The 19,398-nt window shown below is 67.5% G+C and carries 17 protein-coding genes and 1 tRNA gene; 12 read left to right on the forward strand and 6 right to left on the reverse strand.

The features are described 5' to 3' along the window. Positions 1 to 70 precede the first annotated feature (70 nt). A complete protein-coding gene (locus SCNU_RS03885) occupies positions 71 to 1,375 on the forward strand; it encodes a metallophosphoesterase family protein (RefSeq protein ID WP_009678053.1) in 1,305 nt (434 codons plus the stop codon). Then, complete coding sequence (locus SCNU_RS03890) at positions 1,372 to 3,972, forward strand: AAA family ATPase (protein WP_040517521.1); 2,601 nt, start codon at positions 1,372 to 1,374, stop codon at positions 3,970 to 3,972. Before SCNU_RS03885 ends, SCNU_RS03890 begins: the two co-directional genes overlap by 4 nt. A 31-nt stretch (positions 3,973 to 4,003) precedes the next feature. On the opposite strand, the gene SCNU_RS03895 is transcribed toward SCNU_RS03890, so the two are convergent. Both SCNU_RS03895 and SCNU_RS03900 read right to left on the reverse strand, forming a co-directional pair. Beyond that, on the reverse strand, positions 4,004 to 4,459 hold the full coding sequence (locus SCNU_RS03895; protein WP_040517587.1) for a hypothetical protein: 456 nt from the start codon (positions 4,457 to 4,459) through the stop codon (positions 4,004 to 4,006). Positions 4,460 to 4,506: 47 nt separating this feature from the next. Further along, the gene (locus SCNU_RS03900) at positions 4,507 to 5,739 is read right to left on the reverse strand and encodes a DUF6745 domain-containing protein (protein WP_040517522.1); all 1,233 of its coding nucleotides are present in this window, start codon (positions 5,737 to 5,739) and stop codon (positions 4,507 to 4,509) included. 172 nt (positions 5,740 to 5,911) lie between these two features. On the opposite strand from SCNU_RS03900, the gene SCNU_RS03905 reads away from it, so the two are divergent. Next, positions 5,912 to 5,984: transfer RNA gene (locus tag SCNU_RS03905), tRNA-Arg, on the forward strand. Between the two features lie 39 nt (positions 5,985 to 6,023). Here SCNU_RS03905 and SCNU_RS03910 read toward each other — a convergent pair. The 3 genes from SCNU_RS03910 to SCNU_RS03920 all read right to left on the reverse strand — a co-directional run bounded on the left by SCNU_RS03910 (position 6,024) and on the right by SCNU_RS03920 (position 9,329). Beyond that, complete coding sequence (locus SCNU_RS03910) at positions 6,024 to 7,331, reverse strand: replication-associated recombination protein A (RefSeq protein WP_009678057.1); 1,308 nt, start codon at positions 7,329 to 7,331, stop codon at positions 6,024 to 6,026. 75 nt (positions 7,332 to 7,406) lie between these two features. After that, positions 7,407 to 8,777: an NAD(P)-binding domain-containing protein gene (locus SCNU_RS03915; protein WP_274378023.1), complete on the reverse strand. Its 1,371-nt coding sequence runs from the start codon at positions 8,775 to 8,777 to the stop codon at positions 7,407 to 7,409. Between the two features lie 183 nt (positions 8,778 to 8,960). Continuing rightward, the gene (locus tag SCNU_RS03920; RefSeq protein ID WP_009678059.1) at positions 8,961 to 9,329 is read right to left on the reverse strand and encodes a VOC family protein; all 369 of its coding nucleotides are present in this window, start codon (positions 9,327 to 9,329) and stop codon (positions 8,961 to 8,963) included. Positions 9,330 to 9,511: 182 nt separating this feature from the next. Between SCNU_RS03920 and SCNU_RS03925 the strand changes: the two genes are divergently transcribed. The 3 genes from SCNU_RS03925 to SCNU_RS03935 are packed head-to-tail and all read left to right on the forward strand — an operon-like array spanning position 9,512 to position 11,474. Then, positions 9,512 to 9,871 carry a hypothetical protein gene (locus SCNU_RS03925; protein ID WP_009678060.1) on the forward strand — a complete coding sequence of 120 codons (360 nt, stop codon included), beginning with the start codon at positions 9,512 to 9,514 and terminating at the stop codon, positions 9,869 to 9,871. 36 nt (positions 9,872 to 9,907) lie between these two features. Continuing rightward, positions 9,908 to 10,738: a shikimate 5-dehydrogenase gene (locus SCNU_RS03930; protein ID WP_009678061.1), complete on the forward strand. Its 831-nt coding sequence runs from the start codon at positions 9,908 to 9,910 to the stop codon at positions 10,736 to 10,738. A gap of 25 nt (positions 10,739 to 10,763) precedes the next feature. Next, positions 10,764 to 11,474 (forward strand): haloacid dehalogenase type II, encoded by a 711-nt coding sequence (locus SCNU_RS03935; protein WP_238526289.1) that lies wholly within the window; start codon positions 10,764 to 10,766, stop codon positions 11,472 to 11,474. On the opposite strand, the gene SCNU_RS03940 is transcribed toward SCNU_RS03935, so the two are convergent. Continuing rightward, positions 11,459 to 12,280 carry a ribokinase gene (locus SCNU_RS03940; RefSeq protein ID WP_009678063.1) on the reverse strand — a complete coding sequence of 274 codons (822 nt, stop codon included), beginning with the start codon at positions 12,278 to 12,280 and terminating at the stop codon, positions 11,459 to 11,461. The genes SCNU_RS03935 and SCNU_RS03940 overlap by 16 nt on opposite strands. Positions 12,281 to 12,339: 59 nt before the next feature. On the opposite strand from SCNU_RS03940, the gene SCNU_RS03945 reads away from it, so the two are divergent. The 6 genes from SCNU_RS03945 (at position 12,340) to thrB (ending at position 19,279) form a co-directional block, all read left to right on the forward strand. Next, a complete protein-coding gene (locus SCNU_RS03945) occupies positions 12,340 to 12,723 on the forward strand; it encodes a VOC family protein (RefSeq protein WP_009678064.1) in 384 nt (127 codons plus the stop codon). A 133-nt stretch (positions 12,724 to 12,856) separates the two neighbouring features. Continuing rightward, the gene (gene argS, locus SCNU_RS03950; RefSeq protein ID WP_009678065.1) at positions 12,857 to 14,509 is read left to right on the forward strand and encodes an arginine--tRNA ligase; all 1,653 of its coding nucleotides are present in this window, start codon (positions 12,857 to 12,859) and stop codon (positions 14,507 to 14,509) included. Beyond that, positions 14,506 to 15,930 carry a diaminopimelate decarboxylase gene (gene lysA / locus SCNU_RS03955; protein WP_175284064.1) on the forward strand — a complete coding sequence of 475 codons (1,425 nt, stop codon included), beginning with the start codon at positions 14,506 to 14,508 and terminating at the stop codon, positions 15,928 to 15,930. The genes argS and lysA overlap by 4 nt, the downstream gene beginning before the upstream one ends. Further along, positions 15,927 to 17,234, forward strand: a complete 1,308-nt coding sequence (locus SCNU_RS03960; protein ID WP_009678067.1) for a homoserine dehydrogenase — start codon at positions 15,927 to 15,929, stop codon at positions 17,232 to 17,234. Before lysA ends, SCNU_RS03960 begins: the two co-directional genes overlap by 4 nt. Then, positions 17,227 to 18,312 carry a threonine synthase gene (gene thrC / locus SCNU_RS03965; protein ID WP_009678068.1) on the forward strand — a complete coding sequence of 362 codons (1,086 nt, stop codon included), beginning with the start codon at positions 17,227 to 17,229 and terminating at the stop codon, positions 18,310 to 18,312. Before SCNU_RS03960 ends, thrC begins: the two co-directional genes overlap by 8 nt. A gap of 16 nt (positions 18,313 to 18,328) precedes the next feature. After that, entirely contained in the window at positions 18,329 to 19,279 is a 951-nt protein-coding gene (gene thrB, locus SCNU_RS03970) for a homoserine kinase (RefSeq protein ID WP_009678069.1), read from the forward strand. Positions 19,280 to 19,398: the final 119 nt, after the last annotated feature.

The raw sequence follows: 19,398 nt of genomic DNA on the forward strand, positions 1-19,398 counted from the left end.
TCGGAGCTCCCTCGTACCATCGTCTCGACGGGTTGAACGGATCCCACAGACTTCGGGGAGGGAACAGAGAATGTCACGGCCGGCCTACGACGACTCGGCGCTCGACAGCACCACGTGCGTGACGGAGCCGTTGTTCGACCTCGAACCGCTCGCCTTGTTCTCGGTGCCCAGTCATCCGATCGAGACGACGCGGGCGTCGGCCCCCGGGCCGGCGCCGGCGCTCGGCCGCACCGTGACGTTCCTGCACACAGCGGACTGGCAGCTCGGGATGACGCGGCACTTCCTGGCGGGCGAAGCGCAGTCGACTTATAACGCGGCGCGTGAGGACGCGATCGTCCGTATCGGAGAGGTCGCACGTTCGACCGGCGCCGAGTTCGTCGTGGTCTGCGGCGACGTGTTCGACGACCCCCGTGTGTCGACCCGGATCATCCGGCGCACCCTCGACGCCCTCGGCGACTATCCGGTTCCGGTGTATCTGCTTCCCGGCAATCACGACCCGCTGGACGCGACCAGCGTATATCGGTCGCGCGAGTTCGTCGCGGCCTGCCCGGACAATGTGACCGTCCTGGACAAGCCCGGCGTCGTCGCCGTGCGAGAGGGCATCAGCCTGGTCGCCGCGCCATGGACCACCAAGCGGCCGCTCGTCGACCTGGTTAACGACCAGATCGCACAGCTCGCGGCCTCCGACGACATCCGGATCGTGGTCGGGCACGGCGGGGTCGACTCGCTGAGCCCGAACGACGATCCGTCGATCGTCGGCGGGGCGACCCTCGACGTCGCGATCGCCGCAGAGCTGGTGGACTACGTGGCGCTGGGCGATCGGCACTCGGTCACCTCGGTCGGGGATTCGGGTCGGGTCTGGTATTCGGGCGCACCCGAGGTCACCGCCTTCGACCATGTCGAAACCGAGCCCGGTCACGTCCTCGAGGTCCGGCTGAGCCGAGAGGGTGAGCGGTCGGTCGACGTGACACGGCACCGCGTGGGGCAGTGGGCCTTCCGGACGCTCCGGGACGACATCAACGGAGCCGACGACATCGTGAGGCTCCGCGAGCAGCTGTCGTCGATTCCCGACAAGTCGCGGACCGTGGTGCAGCTGTCGCTGACCGGAACGATCGGGGTGGCGGACGACGTCGCGCTCAGCGGTCTGCTCGACGAGTTCGGTGACCGATTCGCGGCACTGAAGATCTGGGAACGTCATCACGACCTCACCGTCGTCTCGGACCCGTCCGACGTCGACGCACTCGATCTGCAGGGCTACGCCGCGCTCGCGGCAGCCGAACTGGCAGAGCGCGCGGCATCGGACGATGGCAACGACGCGGACGCCGCTCGCTCGGCTCTCGGACTCCTGCACCGGCTGATCGGAGCGGGACGATGAGGCTGCATCGGTTGCGGGTCGAGAACTTCCGCGGGGTCGCGGCGCGAGAGGTCGCGTTCGCGGAGTCCGGCGTCACCGTCATCGAGGGCGACAACGAGGCGGGGAAGTCGTCGATGATGGAGGCGTTCGACCTCCTGTTGACGACGCAATCCAGCAGTAAGTCGAAGAATGTTCGTGCGGTGCAGCCGTCGGGTCGGGACGTCGGCACCGAGGTCTCCGCTGAGATCTCTTGCGGGCCCTGGCGATTCGAGTACTTCAAGCGCTTCAACCGGCAGCCGGAGACAGCACTGACGATCATCGAGCCGGTGCGCGAACAACTCGCCGGACGGGAAGCCCACGAACGGGTGGAGCAGATTCTCGCCGACTCCCTCGACAAGACGCTGTTCGGGGCGCTGCGACTGCTGCAGTCCGCAGATCCGCGGCTGGGTGATCTCGCGAACAGCTCGGCCCTGTCGCAGGCACTCGATCGAGCCGCGGGGGAGGCGGAGTCCGACGGCGGCGAGTCGGCGCAGACCCAGGAGTTGGTCGCCGCGGTGACCGCTGAGTACAAGAAGTACTTCACGATCGCGCAAGGCCGGCCGACCGGCGAACTGGCCGCAGCGCGCGAGGCCGCGAGTCGGTCGGCGTCCGCAGTCGCCGAGCGCCGGGAGATCCTCGCTCGCGCGCAGGATGCGGCCGACCGGCTGCCGCGAGTCGCCGAGGCGATCCGCCAGTTGCTGGCCGATGAGCAGACGGGCAACGTCGAAGTGCAGACGACGACGGCGGCGCTCGCCGAGGCGGAGGCCGTCCGGGAGCAGACGACAGCGGCATGCGCGGTGGCAGACAACAGGCAGCTGGTTCATCAGGTGGCGGTCGACGCTGTCCGAATGCGCGAACGGAGCCGTGCGCAACTGCAGGCGCTGCGCGAGTCCACGAAGCGGAACGAGCACGCGGTGGCCGAGGCGCGCGGTCGTGCACGCAGTGCCGCCGACCGCGCGGCCGAGATGGCCCCGCAGATCGCGGAGGCGGTGAAACGACATCACGACCTGCGCGAGGCGCTGCGCGCCGCGGAGGCTGCGGCGGTCGTGGCCTCAGATCGCGCACGATTGGCCCGGTTGGAGACGTCATTGAGCGAGATCGCCCGCCTGCAGCGGGAACTCGCGGCTGCACGGAGTGCCGCCGAACAGATCTCGGTGACCGGTGACGACGTCCGCGCCGCGTCGACGCTCGACCGGGACATCACCGCTGCCTGCGCGAGGCTCGACGCCGTGGCAGCCACGGTGGCGGTCAGCCGATCGGGCACAGGGGAGGTGCTGGTCGGCGGTGACCCGGTCGATGGCGAGGTCGAGGTGGCGGCCGCGGCGCTGACCGTCGTCGAGGTTCCGGGCGCAGCGCGGATCGAGATCCGGCCGGGCGCCGACTCCGAGGCATTGGCGGGTGAACTCGCCGCGCTCCGGGAACGGGAGACCGATCTGTTGCGCCGCTGCGAGGTCGAGCGGTTGTCGGACGTCGCTCCCGCGGCCGCACGCCGCGCCGAGGCCTTGCGTCAGGTGCAGGAACTGGAGCGGAGCCTGAGCCGGGAGCTCGGCGGGGCGGGCGCCGACGATTTGGAGCGTCAGCGCCTCGACCTCGTCGGACGGCTCCCGGAGGAGCTTCCGGATGCCGGCGAGCGTGTGGATCCGGCGGAGCTGCGCACCGACGAGCGGCGGGCGTCCGACCGGGTGACCGAGCTCGAGCGGATGCGCGACGCGCTGCTTGCGGCAGTGAACGAACAGGAGTTGCGGGCCACGACACTCGAAGAGTCCGGGGCCCGGATCGCGGCAGATCTGCGGACCCTGGATCTGGAGCTGTCGGAGGCGGCCGCTGCGGCATCGGACGAGGTGCTGGCGGGGCGAGTCGACTCGGCGGCGAGCGAGCTCGACGCCGCGCGTTCCTCGCTCGCGAAGCTCGTCCAGCGTCTCGAGCAACTCGACCTGACCGGACTTCGCGAGAAGGCGGCCCAGGCCGAAGCCGCACAGGATCGGCTTCGCGCCCGGCTGGCCGAGGAGAAGCGGCTGCAGACCGAGCTGTCCACCAAGCTCGAGGTGTGCCGCAGCGACGGGCGTCTCGACGAGCTCGCCGAATCGGTCGCGGAGGACGACGCCGCGCAGGCCCGACTGCGCCGCGTGTCGGAACGTGCGGCGGGCGCCCGTGCGCTGTACGAGACGCTCCAGCGCAAGCGGAACGAGAGTCGCGCACGGTACGTCGATCCCTTCACCCGTCGCCTCGAAGAGCTCGCGGCCCCAGTGTTCGGCGACGACGTGAGCTTCCACATCGACGACGACTTCGTCATCACGACGCGCACCCTGGACGGTGTCACGGTCGACGTCGACGCCCTCTCCGGCGGCGCGAAGGAACAGCTGGGCCTTCTCGCCCGGCTCGCCTGCGCGACGCTGGTGGACGCTGCGGACGGCGTCCCGCTGATCCTCGACGACGCGCTCGGCTATACCGACCCCACTCGACTGGCTTCGATGGCGCAGGTGCTCGGCACGTCCGGCGGCGACGCGCAGATCATCGTGCTGACCTGCACTCCTGACCGCTATCGAGAAGTGGCCGGCGCCAAGCTGATCGCCGTCTGACCTTCGCAACACGGACGAATCACACTACGGCCTAGTCGTAGACGAATCGATCGGCGGTGCCCGAACTGCCGTTTCGTTCGCGTTGCCGCCGGATCAGGTAGCGGCCCGGTGCCATGCCCGTCGCGCCGTGCTCGGGATGGATGAGATACGCGCTCACCTGGGTCTCGAGGAAGCCGAGCGACAGTCGAATCAGATCGTTCACGCTGGGGTACCAGAAGCACGTGCCCGGATCTGAGACGAGTGTGTGGGGATTGCCGCCGGACTCGCTGCGAAGCAACTCGATGCCGCTGCCTGCGACATTGAGTCGGATGGATTGCGAGTACGGCCGAACCTGGGGAACGAGATCCTCGGGGATGACGATCAGATCGCCCTGCGCTTGGAGGCCGGCGATGACCGGTACGCGGACTTGGGTGTCGAGGTGGTCGAGAACGTCGACACCGGAGCGGTCGGCGAGATCGGCGAGAGTGGGAGCATGTCCGTGATTCATGGGATTCACCTGTCGGTTCGAAGGAATGGGGATGCGCGCGCCGACGATCACGTGCGGCGGGCCAGCTGCGCATACGCGGGGCCTGGCAGCCCGTACGTCCACCCGGCGGCGTCCAGGGCGCTCTCGGCCCACGCGGGGACGTTGAGGCCGTAGCGGCGCCGTGTCCCGTCGCGCTCGACGGATCCGTTGACGGCGAGCAGGATTCGGCTGCGTGGACACCAATCGTCTGGCGTCGCATACAGTTCGAGGAGCGCGCCGGGGTTTCCGGGATCGGGGACCCGGTCGAGCAGTTCGAGCTCGGCCCGTGCGATGAACGTCTCCCATCCGAGTCGTTCGATCGCCGATCGCCGGACTTCGATGTTCGGCTCCGACGCGATGCGGTCGATCGTGGGCTCGCGTATCACCCATTCCGGAACGACGGTGCCGTGCAGTGCGAAAAGTGTTGTGTCGTCGGCGAATCGAATCGCGGGATCATCACGGTGATGCAGACGGCGCTCGCCGGACGAGGCTCCGGGCGCGGGTTCCAGATGCAGAGCCACGGGACGATGCGAGACCACGCACACGTCGTCGAACGCCCACCACCAGCCGCACACCCGGGCCAGTGCGATCTGCAGGTCGAGCAGCGAGTCGTCAGCATCTGCGTACCGCACCAGCCCGAGCCGGCGCACGATGTCGAAGTACGCGATCCGATAGGCCTCGTGCTGCCCGTACCACGTGATGACGCCGGTCGGCGGTGGGCGCATTCGACGGATCGGTGCGACGACGCCGTCGAGCAGCGTGGTCCGCATCGAGTCCCACACCGCCGATCGCAGAACGGTGAAGACGTCGGACTCGGCCGGCACCGAGTCGGCCGGGAGGAAGTACGGGTCGAACGGGTGGTAGGGCGTCTGCTTCGGGAACGGATCGTAGGACGCTCGGCGTCGGATCCGGGCTTTCATCCCCTTGTGCGATCCGGTGATGAGTTCGGCGACCAGTGCGGGCACACGCGCACGCTCGGACGACTTGAGCGGATCGGCTCCGACGAGTCCGAGGTCGGCGACGACGTCGACGGCCGCACCGGGAGAGGGAGCCCAGACGAACTCCGGTCGACCGCGGCCGACGAGCCGATACAGGTCGGTGATCGCGGATTCGGCTGCGGCGACGTCGGCCGGAGCCGTCGACAATGCGGACTGGAGCCAGTCGCCGCGCAGTTGTTCAGAAGAGCGGAGGAGGGGTTCGATCGATCGATGCTCGATCACCCGACTCGCTGCGCGACGCCGAGCGGCGCCACGCGCGCTCATGCGATGTAGGCGGTGGCCGCCTTTCCACTGGAGATCATGGTAGGAGAGAGTGGCACGATCCGGGTGAATGCGCAATGGCTGAATCGGGTCTGCGGAGCGGGCTGACGCTCGACACCGACCCCGGTGTTGGGCCGTCGAGAGGGAGTGCGCTAATGTTGCTCTCGCCCGATGAGCCCCCCTAGCTCAGGGGATAGAGCGTCTGCCTCCGGAGCAGAAGGTCGTAGGTTCGAATCCTACGGGGGGCACTCTTATGCCGCTTGACTAGACCAGGTCAAGCGGCATTTTCATGCGTTCGCACCGCCGTCGTGCCTCTCGGTCCGCAGTCGGTCCCACTCCGACATCCGCCGTCCGACGGTCGACTCGTAGCCGTTCTCGGTCGGTCGATACAGGCGATGCCTGCCGATACCTTCCGGGAAGTAGTCGGCGCCGGAGAAGCCGTCCTCGGTGTCCGGATCGTACTGGTAGCCACTGCCGTAGCCGAGCTCGCGCATCAGCCCGGTGGGTGCGTTGAGAATGTGCGCGGGCGGCATCAGAGACCCCGTGCGTTTCGCGAGCTTCCGGGCCGCGCCGAAGCCGCGGTACACCGCGATCGACTTCGGTGCGGTGGCGAGGTACACGACGATCTGTGCGATGGCGAGTTCCCCTTCGGGAGAACCGAGCCGCTCGTACGCGTCCCACGCGGCGAGCGCATGACGCACGGCATCGGGGTCGGCGATCCCCACGTCCTCACTCGCGAACCGCACCAGTCTGCGCGCCACGTAGAGCGGGTCCTCCCCGCCGTCCAGCATCCTGGCCAGCCAGTACAGAGCGGCGTCGGGATCTGATCCGCGCATCGACTTGTGCAGCGCTGAGATCAGGTTGTAGTGGCCTTCCTGGGACTTGTCGTACAGCGGGGCGCGTCGCTGTACGAGATCGACCAGGCCGTCCACGTCGAGCGTGCCGCTGACGTGCTGCAACTGTTCGACGAGATTCAGCAGATAGCGACCGTCGCCGTCGGCCATGGCGATCAGTGCCTGACGGCCGTCTTCGGACAGTGGCAGCGCACGCCTCAGCAGCGACTCGGCACGCCCGATGAGCGTGGTGAGTGCGGCCTCGTCGAGTCGTTTCAGCACGAACACCTGGCAGCGCGAGAGGAGTGCGGCGTTCAGTTCGAAGCTCGGGTTCTCCGTGGTGGCGCCGACGAGGACGATGGTGCCGTCCTCGACGTACGGCAGGAACGAATCCTGCTGGGCGCGATTGAAACGGTGGACCTCGTCGACGAACAGCAACGTGCCCTGGCCGACCTCGCGCCGCTTCTGCGCAGCCAGGAAGACCTTGCGCAAGTCGGCGACACCGGAGAAGGTCGCAGACAGCGGCTCGAAGGCCAGATCGGTCTGTTCGGCGAGCAGCCGCGCGATAGTGGTCTTGCCGCAGCCAGGCGGCCCCCACAGGATCATCGACGCGAGACGATGCTCGGTCACCATTCGGCCGATGGCGCCGTCTGGACCCAGGACGTGCTCCTGCCCGACCACCGCTGCCAACGACTGCGGTCGTAGGCGGTCGGCGAGCGGACGGCCTGCATCGTCGGGCTCGAAGAGTGACGGCTGCGGCACGGTGTCCCTCCTCCGGTGAGCGAACCTTCAGCGAATGCCCTCAGTGTAGGTTCGCCCACCGACAGTCCGCTGTCGTCAGCTCACGCTGTCGGCAGTGGTCTGCGCGTCGAGGTAGCGCTCGCGGGAGTCGTCGAGCTCATCGATCCACCGGGTGTGGTGGACGACGGCCATCGTCCCGGTCATCACCGACCGATAAGCCTGATCCCGGTAGGTGAGGATGTTCTGCTTCTTGTCGGCTTTCCACTCGAGGAAGATCCGGACCACTTCGTCGAGGTCGAACATCGGGTAGTCGGTCTGCTCGATCAGGTCGCGGATGTAGTCGGCCTGGAATCGGACCGCGGCAGCGTCGTCGGCGACCGCCTGATAGCGGTCGGACCACTGCCTCATGTGCGACGCGCGCGCGTCTGCATCCGGCAGCTCGACACGGCCGAGGATCAGATCGCGGACGAACCAGGCCTGAGCGTCGAACATGTTGAACGTGAACCATTGATCCTGTGCGCCCAGGTAATGCAGCTGGGGGTTCGCGTTCCACGTCACGCCGCGGTACAGGTCGTTCGGGTAGAGGTTGTTGGGCGAACGCAGGTGCAGGCTGTCGGGCAGGAACGGATAGTGGTGCAGGTACCCGGTGCACAGGACGACGGCGTCGAACTCACCCGACGATCCGTCGACGAAGGTCGCGACGCTGCCGTCGATCCGCTCGATCTGCGGCTTCTCGTCCACTCCGTCCGGCCAGGCGAAGCCCTGCGGCCCGGACCGATAGCTCATCGTCACGTGCCGCGCGCCCATCTTGTGGGACTGGATACCGATGTCCTCCGCAGAGTACGAACCGCCCACGAGCAGCAGGCGCTGACCGGCGAAGCGTTCGGCGCCCCGGAACTCGTGGGCGTGGATCACCTCTCCCGGGAAGCTCTCGATTCCGGTGATGTCGGGCACGTTGGGGAAGGAGAAATGCCCGGTCGAGACGATCACCTGGTCGAAGACGCGGACCTCGGTGACGTGATTTCGCAGATCGTCGACGGTGACGGTGAATTTCCGCCTCTGATCGTCGAATTCCACACGGCGGACCACATGGGCGAAACGGACGAGATCTTTCACTTCCGACTGCTGTGCGCGGCCGTTGATGTAGTCCCACAGGACTTCTCGAGGCGGATACGAAGAGATCGGCCGATTGAAGTGCTCGTCGAATGTGTACTCGGCGAATTCGAGCGCCTCTTTCGGCCCATTCGACCACAGGTTTCGATACATGCTCGAATGGACGGGCTCGCCGTATCCGTCGGTTCCGGTGCGCCAGGTGAAGTTCCATTGGCCGCCCCAGTCGTCCTGCTTCTCGAAGCAGACCACGTCGGGAATCTCGGCGCCGGAGTTCTCCGCAGACTTGAATGCGCGCAGGGCGGCCATTCCGCTCGGCCCCGCGCCGATGATCGCGACTGAATTCTCGCTATTCAAAATGTTTACCTTTCAAACCGGAAATCACTCCGGGATGTCGCCGTAAAAGCAAAAGGCCGTCGCCCATCGGACCAGTAGTTGTCAGTCCGATCGGCGGACAACCCAAAGGTCACCATGATGAATCCGGTTGCCGATGTCAAACTCGGCGAGCAGTGATTTCCCGGCGTGATAGGGTGAACATCTTTATAGATAGGGCTGCGTGAGCATTTCCAGGAGATGTCCAGACGGGTCCTTGAAGTACACTCGACGACCGTCCTCGGTGGCGATCTCGCCGGGCCGCCGCATCTGCGGATCTGCCCAATGCTCGACCTGTCTCCGCTGGAGCGCCGCGTATCCGCGATCGAACTCCTCGTCGTTCATGAGGAACGCCATGTGTATCGGGTCGTTCACGGGCGCAGGTGCGAACTGGAGGAGTGTCGCGTCGTCGAGCACGATGTTGGTGAACGGTCCCCAGTCGGGAGCGGGGCGGGCGCCGAGCACTTCGCGGTAGAAGTGGGCCGACGCCTGCGGGTCGTGCGCTCCGATGATGGTGTGATTGAAACTGACTGCCATTGAAAGACTTTCGTCTCCGGCACCTCCATGTCTGACGCTGTCCGCCACCGACACGCGATGCTGCGATCGACGTTAAGCGCGTGCAGGCCGGCGGTCAACAGGTTCGTCGGCAACGTCAAGTAAAGCTTGACTAAATAACGGCCTTGTGTCAAAGTGTGCTTGACACTATTGGAGGTTTGGTGATGACTTTGATCGACAGGGCGTGCAGCGTCGACGTGACGGAATCGTCCCGAAGAGTCCTCAACGCCGCGGCGACCGAAGCCGGCAGGTGCGCGGATGAGCTGATCGGTACCGGACCGCTCCCCGGTACCGTCGAGTGGGATGCGGAGCAGGGGACGGAGATACCCGCGCAGCGAATGCTGGCTTGGCAGTTGGTGAGTCTGCGGGTGCAGTTCGGGGCAGGACTCGACTGCATTGAAACGGTGATCGTCCTCCGGACCATGGCAGTCAGCTGGGAGGTCATCGGCCGCGCCGTAGGCATGACTCGCCAGGCGGCCCATGAACGCTGGGGTGCTCGGGTCAAGCTGATTCTGGCCGAGTGATCGGCGGCGACGCAGGAGCGCCGTTACCGTTGACCCATGACCGCCCCGCATTCCCGGACCCTCGACCGTGACACCGTCCTGTGCGTCTCGCTGGCGGCGCGACCGTCGAACATCGGGACGCGGTTTCACAACTATCTCTACAACGAGTTGGGTTTGAACTACGTCTACAAGGCGTTTGCGCCCGCCGACATCGTCGACGCGGTCGCGGGCATTCGTGGCCTGCCCATCCGGGGCGCGGCCGTCTCGATGCCGTACAAGGAGTCGGTGATCGATCTCATCGACGTGATGGAGCCCTCGGCCGCGGCCATCGAATCGGTGAACACCATCGTCAACGACGGCGGAGTGCTGCGTGCGTACAACACCGACTATCAGGCAGTCGCCGACCTCCTCGCCGCGTCCTCGTTCGACCGAACCGCGCCCGTCGCCGTGGCGGGCAGCGGCGGCATGGCGAAAGCCGTGGTCGCCGCCTTGCGCGACACCGAGTTCACCGACGTGACGATCGTCGCCCGCAACCATGCGGCCGGCGGCGCGCTTGCCGCCAAGTACGGCTTCGCGTATGTCCCGGAGTTGGGTGATGCACGTCCGGCGACACTCGTGAACTCGACTCCCATCGGAATGGCGGGCGGCCCTGCGGCCGATTCGCTTCCCTTCGACGACGCGGTCGTCGAAGCGGCGAACGGCTGCCTCGACGTGGTCGCGTTGCCACCGGACACGCCGCTGGTGCGGGCGATGCGCGCACGCGGACTAGAGACGATCAGCGGTGACGCCGTGATCGCCGGACAGGCCGCCGCCCAATTCGCGCTGTACACCGGAGTGACCCCGACACCCGATCAGGTGCGCGAAGCCTCCGAGTACTCACGGTCCTGACGGTCCCGAATGCGACACTGGTGCGGTGACCGCATCAGTTGGCCCGGACTCCGTGAAAGTAATCGCCTTCGACACCTTCGGCACCGTCGCCGACTGGTACACGGGCGTCAGCCACGTTCTGGCGCAGACGTTTCCACAGATCGACTCCTCTCAGCTGGCGCGTGACTGGCGACGCACCTACGGGCCCGTCCTCGCGGAGGTGGAGGCGGGCGATCGTGAATGGACGATGCTCGACGACCTTCATCGCGAAACCCTCGAACGGCTCCTGCGCGAGAGGTACGACGTGTGCGCGACGCCTGCGCAGCTCGACGTCGCAGTGCACGCCTGGCACGTCCTTCCCGGCTGGCCGGACTCGTCGTCGGGGCTCCATCGGCTGAAGGCGAAGTACACGATCTGTGCGCTGAGCAACGGCAATGTCGCGCTCCTGAACGAGATGGCCAAGGCGAGCGACCTTCCGTGGGACTTCGTCGGCGGCTCCGACCTCTGGCGCCGTTACAAACCGGCGAGCGAGGTGTACCTGGGCCTCGCACGACTGATGCAGGTGCACCCGAGCGAGGTGCTGATGGTCGCAACCCACGTGTCCGATCTCGCCGCGGCCCGCAGTTTCGGACTGCGCACGGCCTATGTGGAACGACCGTCCGAGTGGGGGCCGGAACCCAAGGACGAGGCCCCGAACCCGGCCGACGACTTCCATGTTCGCGGGATCGACGAACTGGCGACTCAGTTGGGCTGCTGAGGAGCGCAGGCGCCGCGGACGGTCGTCGCCCGAGACCCCGCTTCGTTCGCCAGCCGCAGGCGCTCGGATTCGGGAAGGTCCCAGGCGGCGGCCAGCGCACCGGTGAAGGCGTCGCCCGCACCTGTCGTGTCGACGACGTCGACCGGAATCCCGGGCACCGTGACGACTCCGTCGCGACCGCGAAGGGACGCGCCCCGACCGCCGCGGGTGGTGACGACGACGTCCACCGAACCGAGGTGATCGGCGAGCGACCGGCCCTCTGCCTCGTTCACGATCGCGGCGTCGACGAGCCCCCAGAGTTCGTCGGGCTGTGCACGCACGGGCGACGGGTTGAGGAGCACGACGGTGCCGTGCGCGTTCGCCGTCCGCGCCGCGTCGAGGACCACGTCAGGCGGGATCTCGAACTGCATCAGCAGCACGTCCGCGGCGGCGATCGCCCGCCGGTCGTCCGCGGTGAGTGCCACGGCCGCGTTCGCCCCGGGTACCACGACGATCGTGTTCTCACCCGTGTCGTCGACTGTGACCACCGCGACGCCGGTCGGGCCTTCGACGGTGGTCACTCGCAACTCGACCTCGGCCTCCGACAGCGGCGGCAGAACCGTCCGGGCGGCGCCGTCGTCGCCGACCGCGCCGATGAATGTGACGTCCGCGCCTGCGAGGGCCGCCGCACGTGCCTGATTGGCGCCCTTGCCGCCCTGCGCGTATCGCGCGGAGGAGCCGGTGACCGTCTCGCCGGGGCGAGGAAACGACGGACAGGCCGTGACGATGTCCAGGTTGATGCTGCCGACGACGATGACGGAGGTCATGGATTCACGCTAGCCGCGCGGAGTCGGACCTGTCGGGGGTCGTGTCTACGCTTGGACCCATGACGAAGATCCGCCCGTTCCTGATGTTCCAGAAAGCCGTCGCGGCCGACGCCGTGGAGCTCTATCTGGCGGCGTTCCCCGGAAGCAGCGTCGTCACGTCGCAGCCGCATGAGGACCCGTCCAAAGGCATCATGCTGGCCGAACTCGACCTGGCCGGACAGCGAGTCCTCGTCAGCGACAGTGCCGTCGACCACGCCTTCGACTTCACGCCGTCGAGCTCGATGTTCGTCGACGTCGCCGACCGGGATGAACTCGAACGGCTGGTCGCGATACTGGGCGATGGCGGGGGTGTGCTGATGCCGCTCGCCGACTACGGCTTCTCGCAGGCTTTCGCATGGGTCAATGATCGGTTCGGCGTTTCCTGGCAGCTGAATCTGCCGTGAGCGCCACCGTCGAGGCGTGATCATCGCCGGGCCGGCCGTCCGGTGCGGCGATCGAGCCTCCGGCTCGTCGACGAGGACCGGCGGTAAGGTCCGATTGTCGCGAACGGCACCTGGGACAATAAGATAGGTTCCCGTGACTCCCACCGAACTCGCCGCTCTGCTTCGCGCTGCGACGCAGAAGGTTTTCCAAGCTCATGACCTCGATACGTCGTTGATTCCGGAGACCGTGGTCGTGGAGCGTCCGCGCAGTCCGGAACACGGTGACTACGCGACCAACATCGCGCTGCAGCTCGGCAAGCGTGCGGGCGTCAATCCGCGCGAACTGGCCACCTGGCTCGCCGACGAGTTCGCAAGTGACCCGGGCATCGACTCCGCGGAGATCGCCGGACCGGGATTCGTGAACCTCCGCCTCGCGGCGGCGGCGCAGAACCAGACGGTCGCCAGCGTTCTCGACCGGGGCGCGGACTACGGACGCGGCGACGAGCTGTCGACCCTGAACGTGAACCTCGAGTTCGTCTCGGCGAACCCCACCGGACCGATCCACCTGGGCGGAACGCGCTGGGCGGCGGTCGGCGACGCGCTCGGTCGCGTCCTGGCCGCGCGAGGTGCGCAGGTCACGCGCGAATACTACTTCAACGACCACGGCGAGCAGATCAACCGCTTCGCGAACTCGCTGATGGCCGCCGCGAAGGGCGAGCCGACGCCGGAAGACGGCTACGCGGGCGAGTACATCGACGACATCGCGGGCACCGTGGTCGCGAAGGTGCCGGGCATTCTCGATCTGCCGGTCGACGACGCTCGCGAGGCCTTCCGGGCCGAGGGCGTCGAGCTGATGTTCGCGCACATCAAGCGGACGCTGCACGAGTTCGGCACCGATTTCGACGTCTACACCCACGAGAACTCGATGTTCGACCGTGGGCTGGTCGATGAGTCCATCGCCGAGCTGAAGGCCAACGGCAATCTGTACGAGGCGGACGGCGCCTGGTGGCTGCGGTCGACGAACTACGGCGACGACAAGGATCGCGTCGTCATCAAGAGCGACGGCAATGCGGCGTACATCGCCGGCGACATCGCCTACCTCAAGGACAAGCACGACCGCGGCGCCAACCACCTGATCTACATGCTCGGTGCCGACCACCACGGGTACGTGGTGCGTCTCAAGGCGGCGGCCGCGGCGCTCGGCTACGACGCCGACGCCGTCGAGGTCCTCATCGGCCAGATGGTGAACCTGGTCAAGGACGGGCAGCCGGTCCGCATGTCCAAGCGCGCGGGCACCGTCATCGCCCTCGACGATCTCGTCGAAGCGGTCGGGGTGGATGCGGCTCGCTACGCGCTGATCCGCTCGTCGATCGACGTCAACATCGACATCGACCTCGATCTGCTCCGCAAGCAGTCGGCGGACAACCCGGTCTACTACGTGCAGTACGCGCACGCACGGCTGTCGGCCCTCGCGCGGCACGCCGCCGAACTCGGCCTGTCGCTGAGCACCGAGCACCTGGAACTGCTCGACGACGAGGCCGAAGGAGACCTGATCCGCACGATCGGCGACTTCTCCGAGGTCGTCGCCACCGCCGCCACGCTGCGTGAACCGCATCGCGTGTCCCGCTACCTCGAGTCGCTGGCCGGGGCGTACCACCGCTTCTACGCACGGTGCCGCGTGCTGCCGCAGGGCGACGAGGAGCCCGGCGACGTTCACGCCGCACGTCTCGCGCTGTGCGCCGCCACCCGCCAAGTCCTCGCCAACGGCCTCGCGCTCGTCGGCGTCTCCGCCCCAGAAAGAATGTGATGGCACATCCTGCAGGCCCTCGCCACGCCGAGATCCTCGCCGCACCGCATCTCGCGGAGCGGCCCAACCGTCCGGAGGAGCTCTCGCGCATCCCGGACAATGTGTACCCGCGCGGCACCGACCGTGACGACGCCGGCGTCGTGACGATCGGTGGCGTCTCCGTCGAACAGCTCGCCGAGGAGTACGGCACTCCGCTGTTCGTGTACGACGAGGCCGACTTCCGTTCGCGATGCGCCGACATGCAGAGCGCGTTCGGGCCGTACGGACGTGTGCACTACGCGTCCAAGGCATTCCTCTCGACGCAGGTCGCCAAGTGGATCGAGTCGGAGGGGCTGTCCCTCGACGTCTGTTCCGGCGGCGAGCTGGCGATCGCGTTGCGCGCGGGCTTCCCGCCCGAGCGCATCGCGCTGCACGGCAACAACAAGGCCGAGAGCGAACTGGCCGCCGCCCTCGACGCGGGTGTGGGTGACATCGTCCTCGACTCGATGGTCGAGATCGAGCGTCTCGATCGGCTGGCCGGTGAGCGCGGTGTGGTCGCCGACGTCCTGGTCCGCGTCACGCCGGGTGTCGAGGCGCACACCCACGAGTTCATCTCCACCGCTCACGAGGACCAGAAGTTCGGCTTCGCGCTCGCGGGCGGTGTCGCCCTCGACGCGGTGCGCGCCGTGTTCGCCGCGGACAACCTGCGCCTGGTGGGGCTGCACAGCCACATCGGATCGCAGATCTTCGAGATCGACGGCTTCGAACTCGCGGCGCGCCGCGTCATCGGTCTGCTGGCTGACGTCGTCGCCGAGTTCGGCGTCGAGAAGACCAAGCAGATCAAGGTGCTCGATCTCGGCGGCGGCCTCGGAATCTCCTACCTGGAGAGCGACGACCCGCCGCCGGTGAGCGTGCTCGCCGAGGCGCTCGTCGAGATCGTCCGACGGGAGTCGGAGTCGCTGAACCTGCCGATGCCGATGATCGCGGTGGAACCGGGCCGAGGCATCGCCGGACCGGCCGGCGTCACGCTGTACCGGGTGGGCACCGTCAAGGACGTCGCGCTCGACGGCAACACCGTACGCCGCTATGTCTCGGTGGACGGCGGCATGAGCGACAACATCCGCACCGTGCTGTACGACGCCGAATACGACGTCCGACTCGCATCGCGTGTCTCCGAGGCGAAGGCGGTCGTTTGCCGGGTGGTGGGCAAGCACTGCGAGAGCGGCGATATCGTTATTCGCGACTGCTGGCTGCCGGAGGACCTGGCCCCGGGCGATCTGCTCGTGGTCGGTGCCACCGGTGCCTACTGCTATTCCATGTCGAGCCGCTACAACATGGTGCCGCGCGCAGCGGTTGCGACAGTCAACGACGGCCGTGCCCGACTCATGCTGAGGCGGGAGACGGTCGAGGACTTCTTGAGCCTGGAGGTGGATCCGGAATGAGCGAATCGACTCGTCCCATCGGCGTTGCCGTGCTGGGCATGGGCAACGTCGGCACCGAGGTGGTGCGGATCCTCACCGACAAGGCCGATGACCTGCAGGCGCGCGTCGGCGCGCCGCTGGTGCTGCGCGGCGTCGCCGTGCGCGACGCGAGCCGGGCACGCGACGGCATCGATCCGTCCCTGCTGACCGAGGATCCGCAGGAACTCGTCGGCCGCGCGGACGTCGACATGGTCGTCGAGCTGATCGGCGGCATCGAACCCGCGCGCACCCTGATCCTCGCCGCGCTGGGCTCCGGCAAGTCCGTCGTCACCGCGAACAAGGCGCTCATCGCGGCCCACTCGGGCGAGCTCGCCAAGACCGCCGAAGACAACCGCGTCGACCTCTACTTCGAGGCGGCGGTCGCCGGAGCGATTCCGGTGATCCGTCCGCTGACCCAGTCGCTCGCGGGTGACTCGGTGAATCGGGTGGCGGGCATCGTCAACGGGACCACCAACTACATCCTCTCGGAGATGGACGAGACCGGCGCCGGCTACGCCAAGGTGCTCGCCGAGGCCGGGCGCCTCGGCTACGCCGAAGCCGATCCGACCGCCGATGTCGAGGGCTACGACGCGGCGTCCAAGGCCGCGATTCTCGCGTCGATCGCCTTCCACTCGCGGGTGACCGCGTCGGACGTCTATCGAGAGGGCATCACGAACATCACCTCGAAGGATCTCGAGGCCGCCAAGAAGTTCGACTGCACGGTGAAGCTGCTCGCGATCTGCGAGCGCATCCAGACCCCGGACGGCGAGAAGATCTCGGCGCGCGTCTACCCGGCGCTGGTCCCGCTCGACCATCCGCTCGCCACCGTCAACGGCGCGTTCAACGCGGTGGCAGTCGAGGCAGAGAACGCCGGCCGCCTGATGTTCTACGGTCAGGGCGCGGGCGGTGCACCGACCGCGTCAGCTGTGCTCGGCGACCTCGTGATGGCCGCGCGCAACCGCGTCTATCACGGTCGTGGACCGCTGGAGTCGACCTACGCGTCGCTGCCGGTCGCCTCGATCGATGAGGTCCCGACCCGCTACTACGTCTCGATGAAGGTCGCCGACCGGCCGGGCGTGCTGCAGCAGGTGGCGGGGGAGTTCTCCAAGCGAGACGTCAGCATCGCCGCCGTTCGCCAAGAGGGCGCGGGCGACAATGCGCGCCTGATCGTCGTCACTCATCGCGCCTCCGACCGCGCACAGTCGGAAACCGTCGCCGCACTCGAAAAGATGGACTCCGTACTCAAGGTGTCCAGCGTGCTCCGTTTGGAGGGAACCAATGACTAACACCGAGTACCAGCCCGTTCACCGCGGTTGGCCCGGACTGATCGAGGCCTACCGCGACCGGATGCCGGTCCGCGACGGCTGGAAGATCGTCACGCTTCTCGAGGGCGCCACCCCGCTGGTCGCGGCACCGGTCCTGTCGGAGATCACCGGCTGCGACGTGTACCTCAAGGTGGAGGGTCTGAACCCCACGGGTTCGTTCAAGGACCGCGGCATGACGATGGCCGTCACCAACGCCGTCAACAACGGCAAGAAGGCCGTCCTGTGCGCGTCGACCGGCAACACGTCGGCCTCCGCCGCCGCGTACGCCACCCGCGCGGGCATCACCTGCGCCGTCCTGATTCCCGAGGGCAAGATCGCGATGGGGAAGCTGGCACAGGCCGTCATGCACGGCGCCAAGGTGATCCAGGTGCAGGGCAACTTCGACGACTGCCTCGAACTGGCCCGCAAGGTCACCGCCGATTACCCCGAGATCGAGCTGGTGAACTCGGTCAACCCGGCTCGCATCGAGGGCCAGAAGACCGCGTCGTTCGAGATCGTCGACGTGCTCGGCAAGGCTCCCGACGTCCACGCCCTGCCGGTGGGCAACGCGGGCAACATCACCGCGTACTGGAAGGGCTACCGCGAGTACCACGCCGACGGCATCATCGATTCGCTGCCGCGGATGCTCGGTGTCCAGGCCGCGGGTGCCGCGCCGCTGGTGAACGGTGCTCCGGTCAGTGACCCCGAGACCATCGCGACCGCGATCCGCATCGGCTCGCCCGCGAGCTGGAACCAGGCCGTCGCCGCCAAGGACGAGTCGGGCGGCATGTTCCGCGCGGCCACCGACGAGAAGATCCTCGAGGCCTACAAGCTGGTCGCCGGACGCGAAGGCGTCTTCGTCGAACCTGCATCGGCCGCGAGCGTCGCGGGTCTGCTGGCCAGCCGCGAAGAGGGCTGGGTCAAGGCGGGCGAGACCGTGGTCTGCACGGTCACCGGCAACGGTCTCAAGGATCCCGACACCGCACTGCTCGGCATGCCGAAGGTCGACGCCATCGAGGTCGACCCGGTGGCGGTCGCGACTGCACTGGGTGTGAACTGACGACGTGGAAACGGCGATGACCACACACTCGACCATCGGCGCGGCTGACGCGGAACTCACTCTGCCCGAAGGACTTTCGGTCCGGGTCCGGGTGCCCGCATCGAGTGCCAACCTCGGGCCGGGCTTCGACTGCCTCGGCCTGGCGCTGTCGATCTACGACGAGGTCGCGGTCACCGTCACCGACGGCGGGATCACGGTCGCCGTGAGCGGCGAGGCCGCAGATCAGGTGCCCCTCGACGAGCGGCACCTCGTCGCGCGCGCCGTGGTCCGCGGCTTCGAGACCGCAGGCGTCGCGGTGCGTGGCTTCCACCTGGAGTGCCGCAATGCGATCCCGCATTCGCGAGGGCTCGGATCGTCCGCGGCGGCGGTCGTGGGCGGACTGGCCGCGGCGTCGGCGCTGGTGGCCCGGGACGGCCGTCGACCCGCGCTCGACGACGCGCAGATGGTGCAGTTGTCCAGCGAGTTCGAAGGTCACCCGGACAACGCCGCCGCGTCGGTGCTCGGCTCGGCGGTGGTGACCTGGACGCACGGCGAGCGCGAGTTCTTCGCGCGTCGGCTCGATCTGCATCCGGCGGTCGTCGCGACGGTGTTCGTGCCCGAGGTCGAGTCCTCGACCGAGGCGACGCGCGGACTGTTGCCGGACGCCGTCCCGCGTACCGACGCCGTCTTCAACGTCAGCCGTGCGGCACTGGGCGTGGTCGCTCTCACCGCAGCCCCGGAGTGCCTGATCGACGCGACACAGGATCGGCTGCATCAGGAATACCGCGCGCAGGCGCTTCCGGAGACGACTCGCCTGGTGGGTTCATTGCGCGAAGGCGGGCACGCGGCTACCGTATCGGGTGCTGGACCGTCGGTGCTCGTGCTGGGAACGAACCCGCTCGGAGCTCAGGAGGCTGAGCTCGCGGCGGACCTCGGATTCACGATGATCCCGGTTGAGGTGGCAGAAGGCGTCGAGGTCGTTTCCTGACGCTGTCGTGACCCGGTGGTACTCTAGAAATGCTTCACCGGGACCCAGGGCGTGTGTGATCTCCACCCGATTGTCCGGCGAACCAACAAATTTTGCTGCTCCGCCCACTCTCTGGACGG

The organism is Gordonia neofelifaecis NRRL B-59395, assembly GCF_000192435.1.
Classification (GTDB): domain Bacteria; phylum Actinomycetota; class Actinomycetes; order Mycobacteriales; family Mycobacteriaceae; genus Gordonia; species Gordonia neofelifaecis.

What these genes read in the sequence shown, in the direction of transcription:
- SCNU_RS03885 (WP_009678053.1), top strand. Translation starts at nt 71, where the DNA reads ATGTCACGGCCGGCCTACGACGACTCGGCGCTCGACAGCACCACGTGC.
- SCNU_RS03940 (WP_009678063.1), bottom strand. Translation starts at nt 12,280, where the DNA reads ATGACCTCCGTCATCGTCGTCGGCAGCATCAACCTGGACATCGTCACG.
- thrB (WP_009678069.1), top strand. Translation starts at nt 18,329, where the DNA reads ATGACCACACACTCGACCATCGGCGCGGCTGACGCGGAACTCACTCTG.
- SCNU_RS03890 (WP_040517521.1), top strand. Translation starts at nt 1,372, where the DNA reads ATGAGGCTGCATCGGTTGCGGGTCGAGAACTTCCGCGGGGTCGCGGCG.
- SCNU_RS03920 (WP_009678059.1), bottom strand. Translation starts at nt 9,329, where the DNA reads ATGGCAGTCAGTTTCAATCACACCATCATCGGAGCGCACGACCCGCAG.
- SCNU_RS03925 (WP_009678060.1), top strand. Translation starts at nt 9,512, where the DNA reads ATGACTTTGATCGACAGGGCGTGCAGCGTCGACGTGACGGAATCGTCC.
- SCNU_RS03945 (WP_009678064.1), top strand. Translation starts at nt 12,340, where the DNA reads ATGACGAAGATCCGCCCGTTCCTGATGTTCCAGAAAGCCGTCGCGGCC.
- SCNU_RS03895 (WP_040517587.1), bottom strand. Translation starts at nt 4,459, where the DNA reads ATGAATCACGGACATGCTCCCACTCTCGCCGATCTCGCCGACCGCTCC.
- SCNU_RS03930 (WP_009678061.1), top strand. Translation starts at nt 9,908, where the DNA reads ATGACCGCCCCGCATTCCCGGACCCTCGACCGTGACACCGTCCTGTGC.
- SCNU_RS03960 (WP_009678067.1), top strand. Translation starts at nt 15,927, where the DNA reads ATGAGCGAATCGACTCGTCCCATCGGCGTTGCCGTGCTGGGCATGGGC.
- thrC (WP_009678068.1), top strand. Translation starts at nt 17,227, where the DNA reads ATGACTAACACCGAGTACCAGCCCGTTCACCGCGGTTGGCCCGGACTG.
- SCNU_RS03900 (WP_040517522.1), bottom strand. Translation starts at nt 5,739, where the DNA reads ATGAGCGCGCGTGGCGCCGCTCGGCGTCGCGCAGCGAGTCGGGTGATC.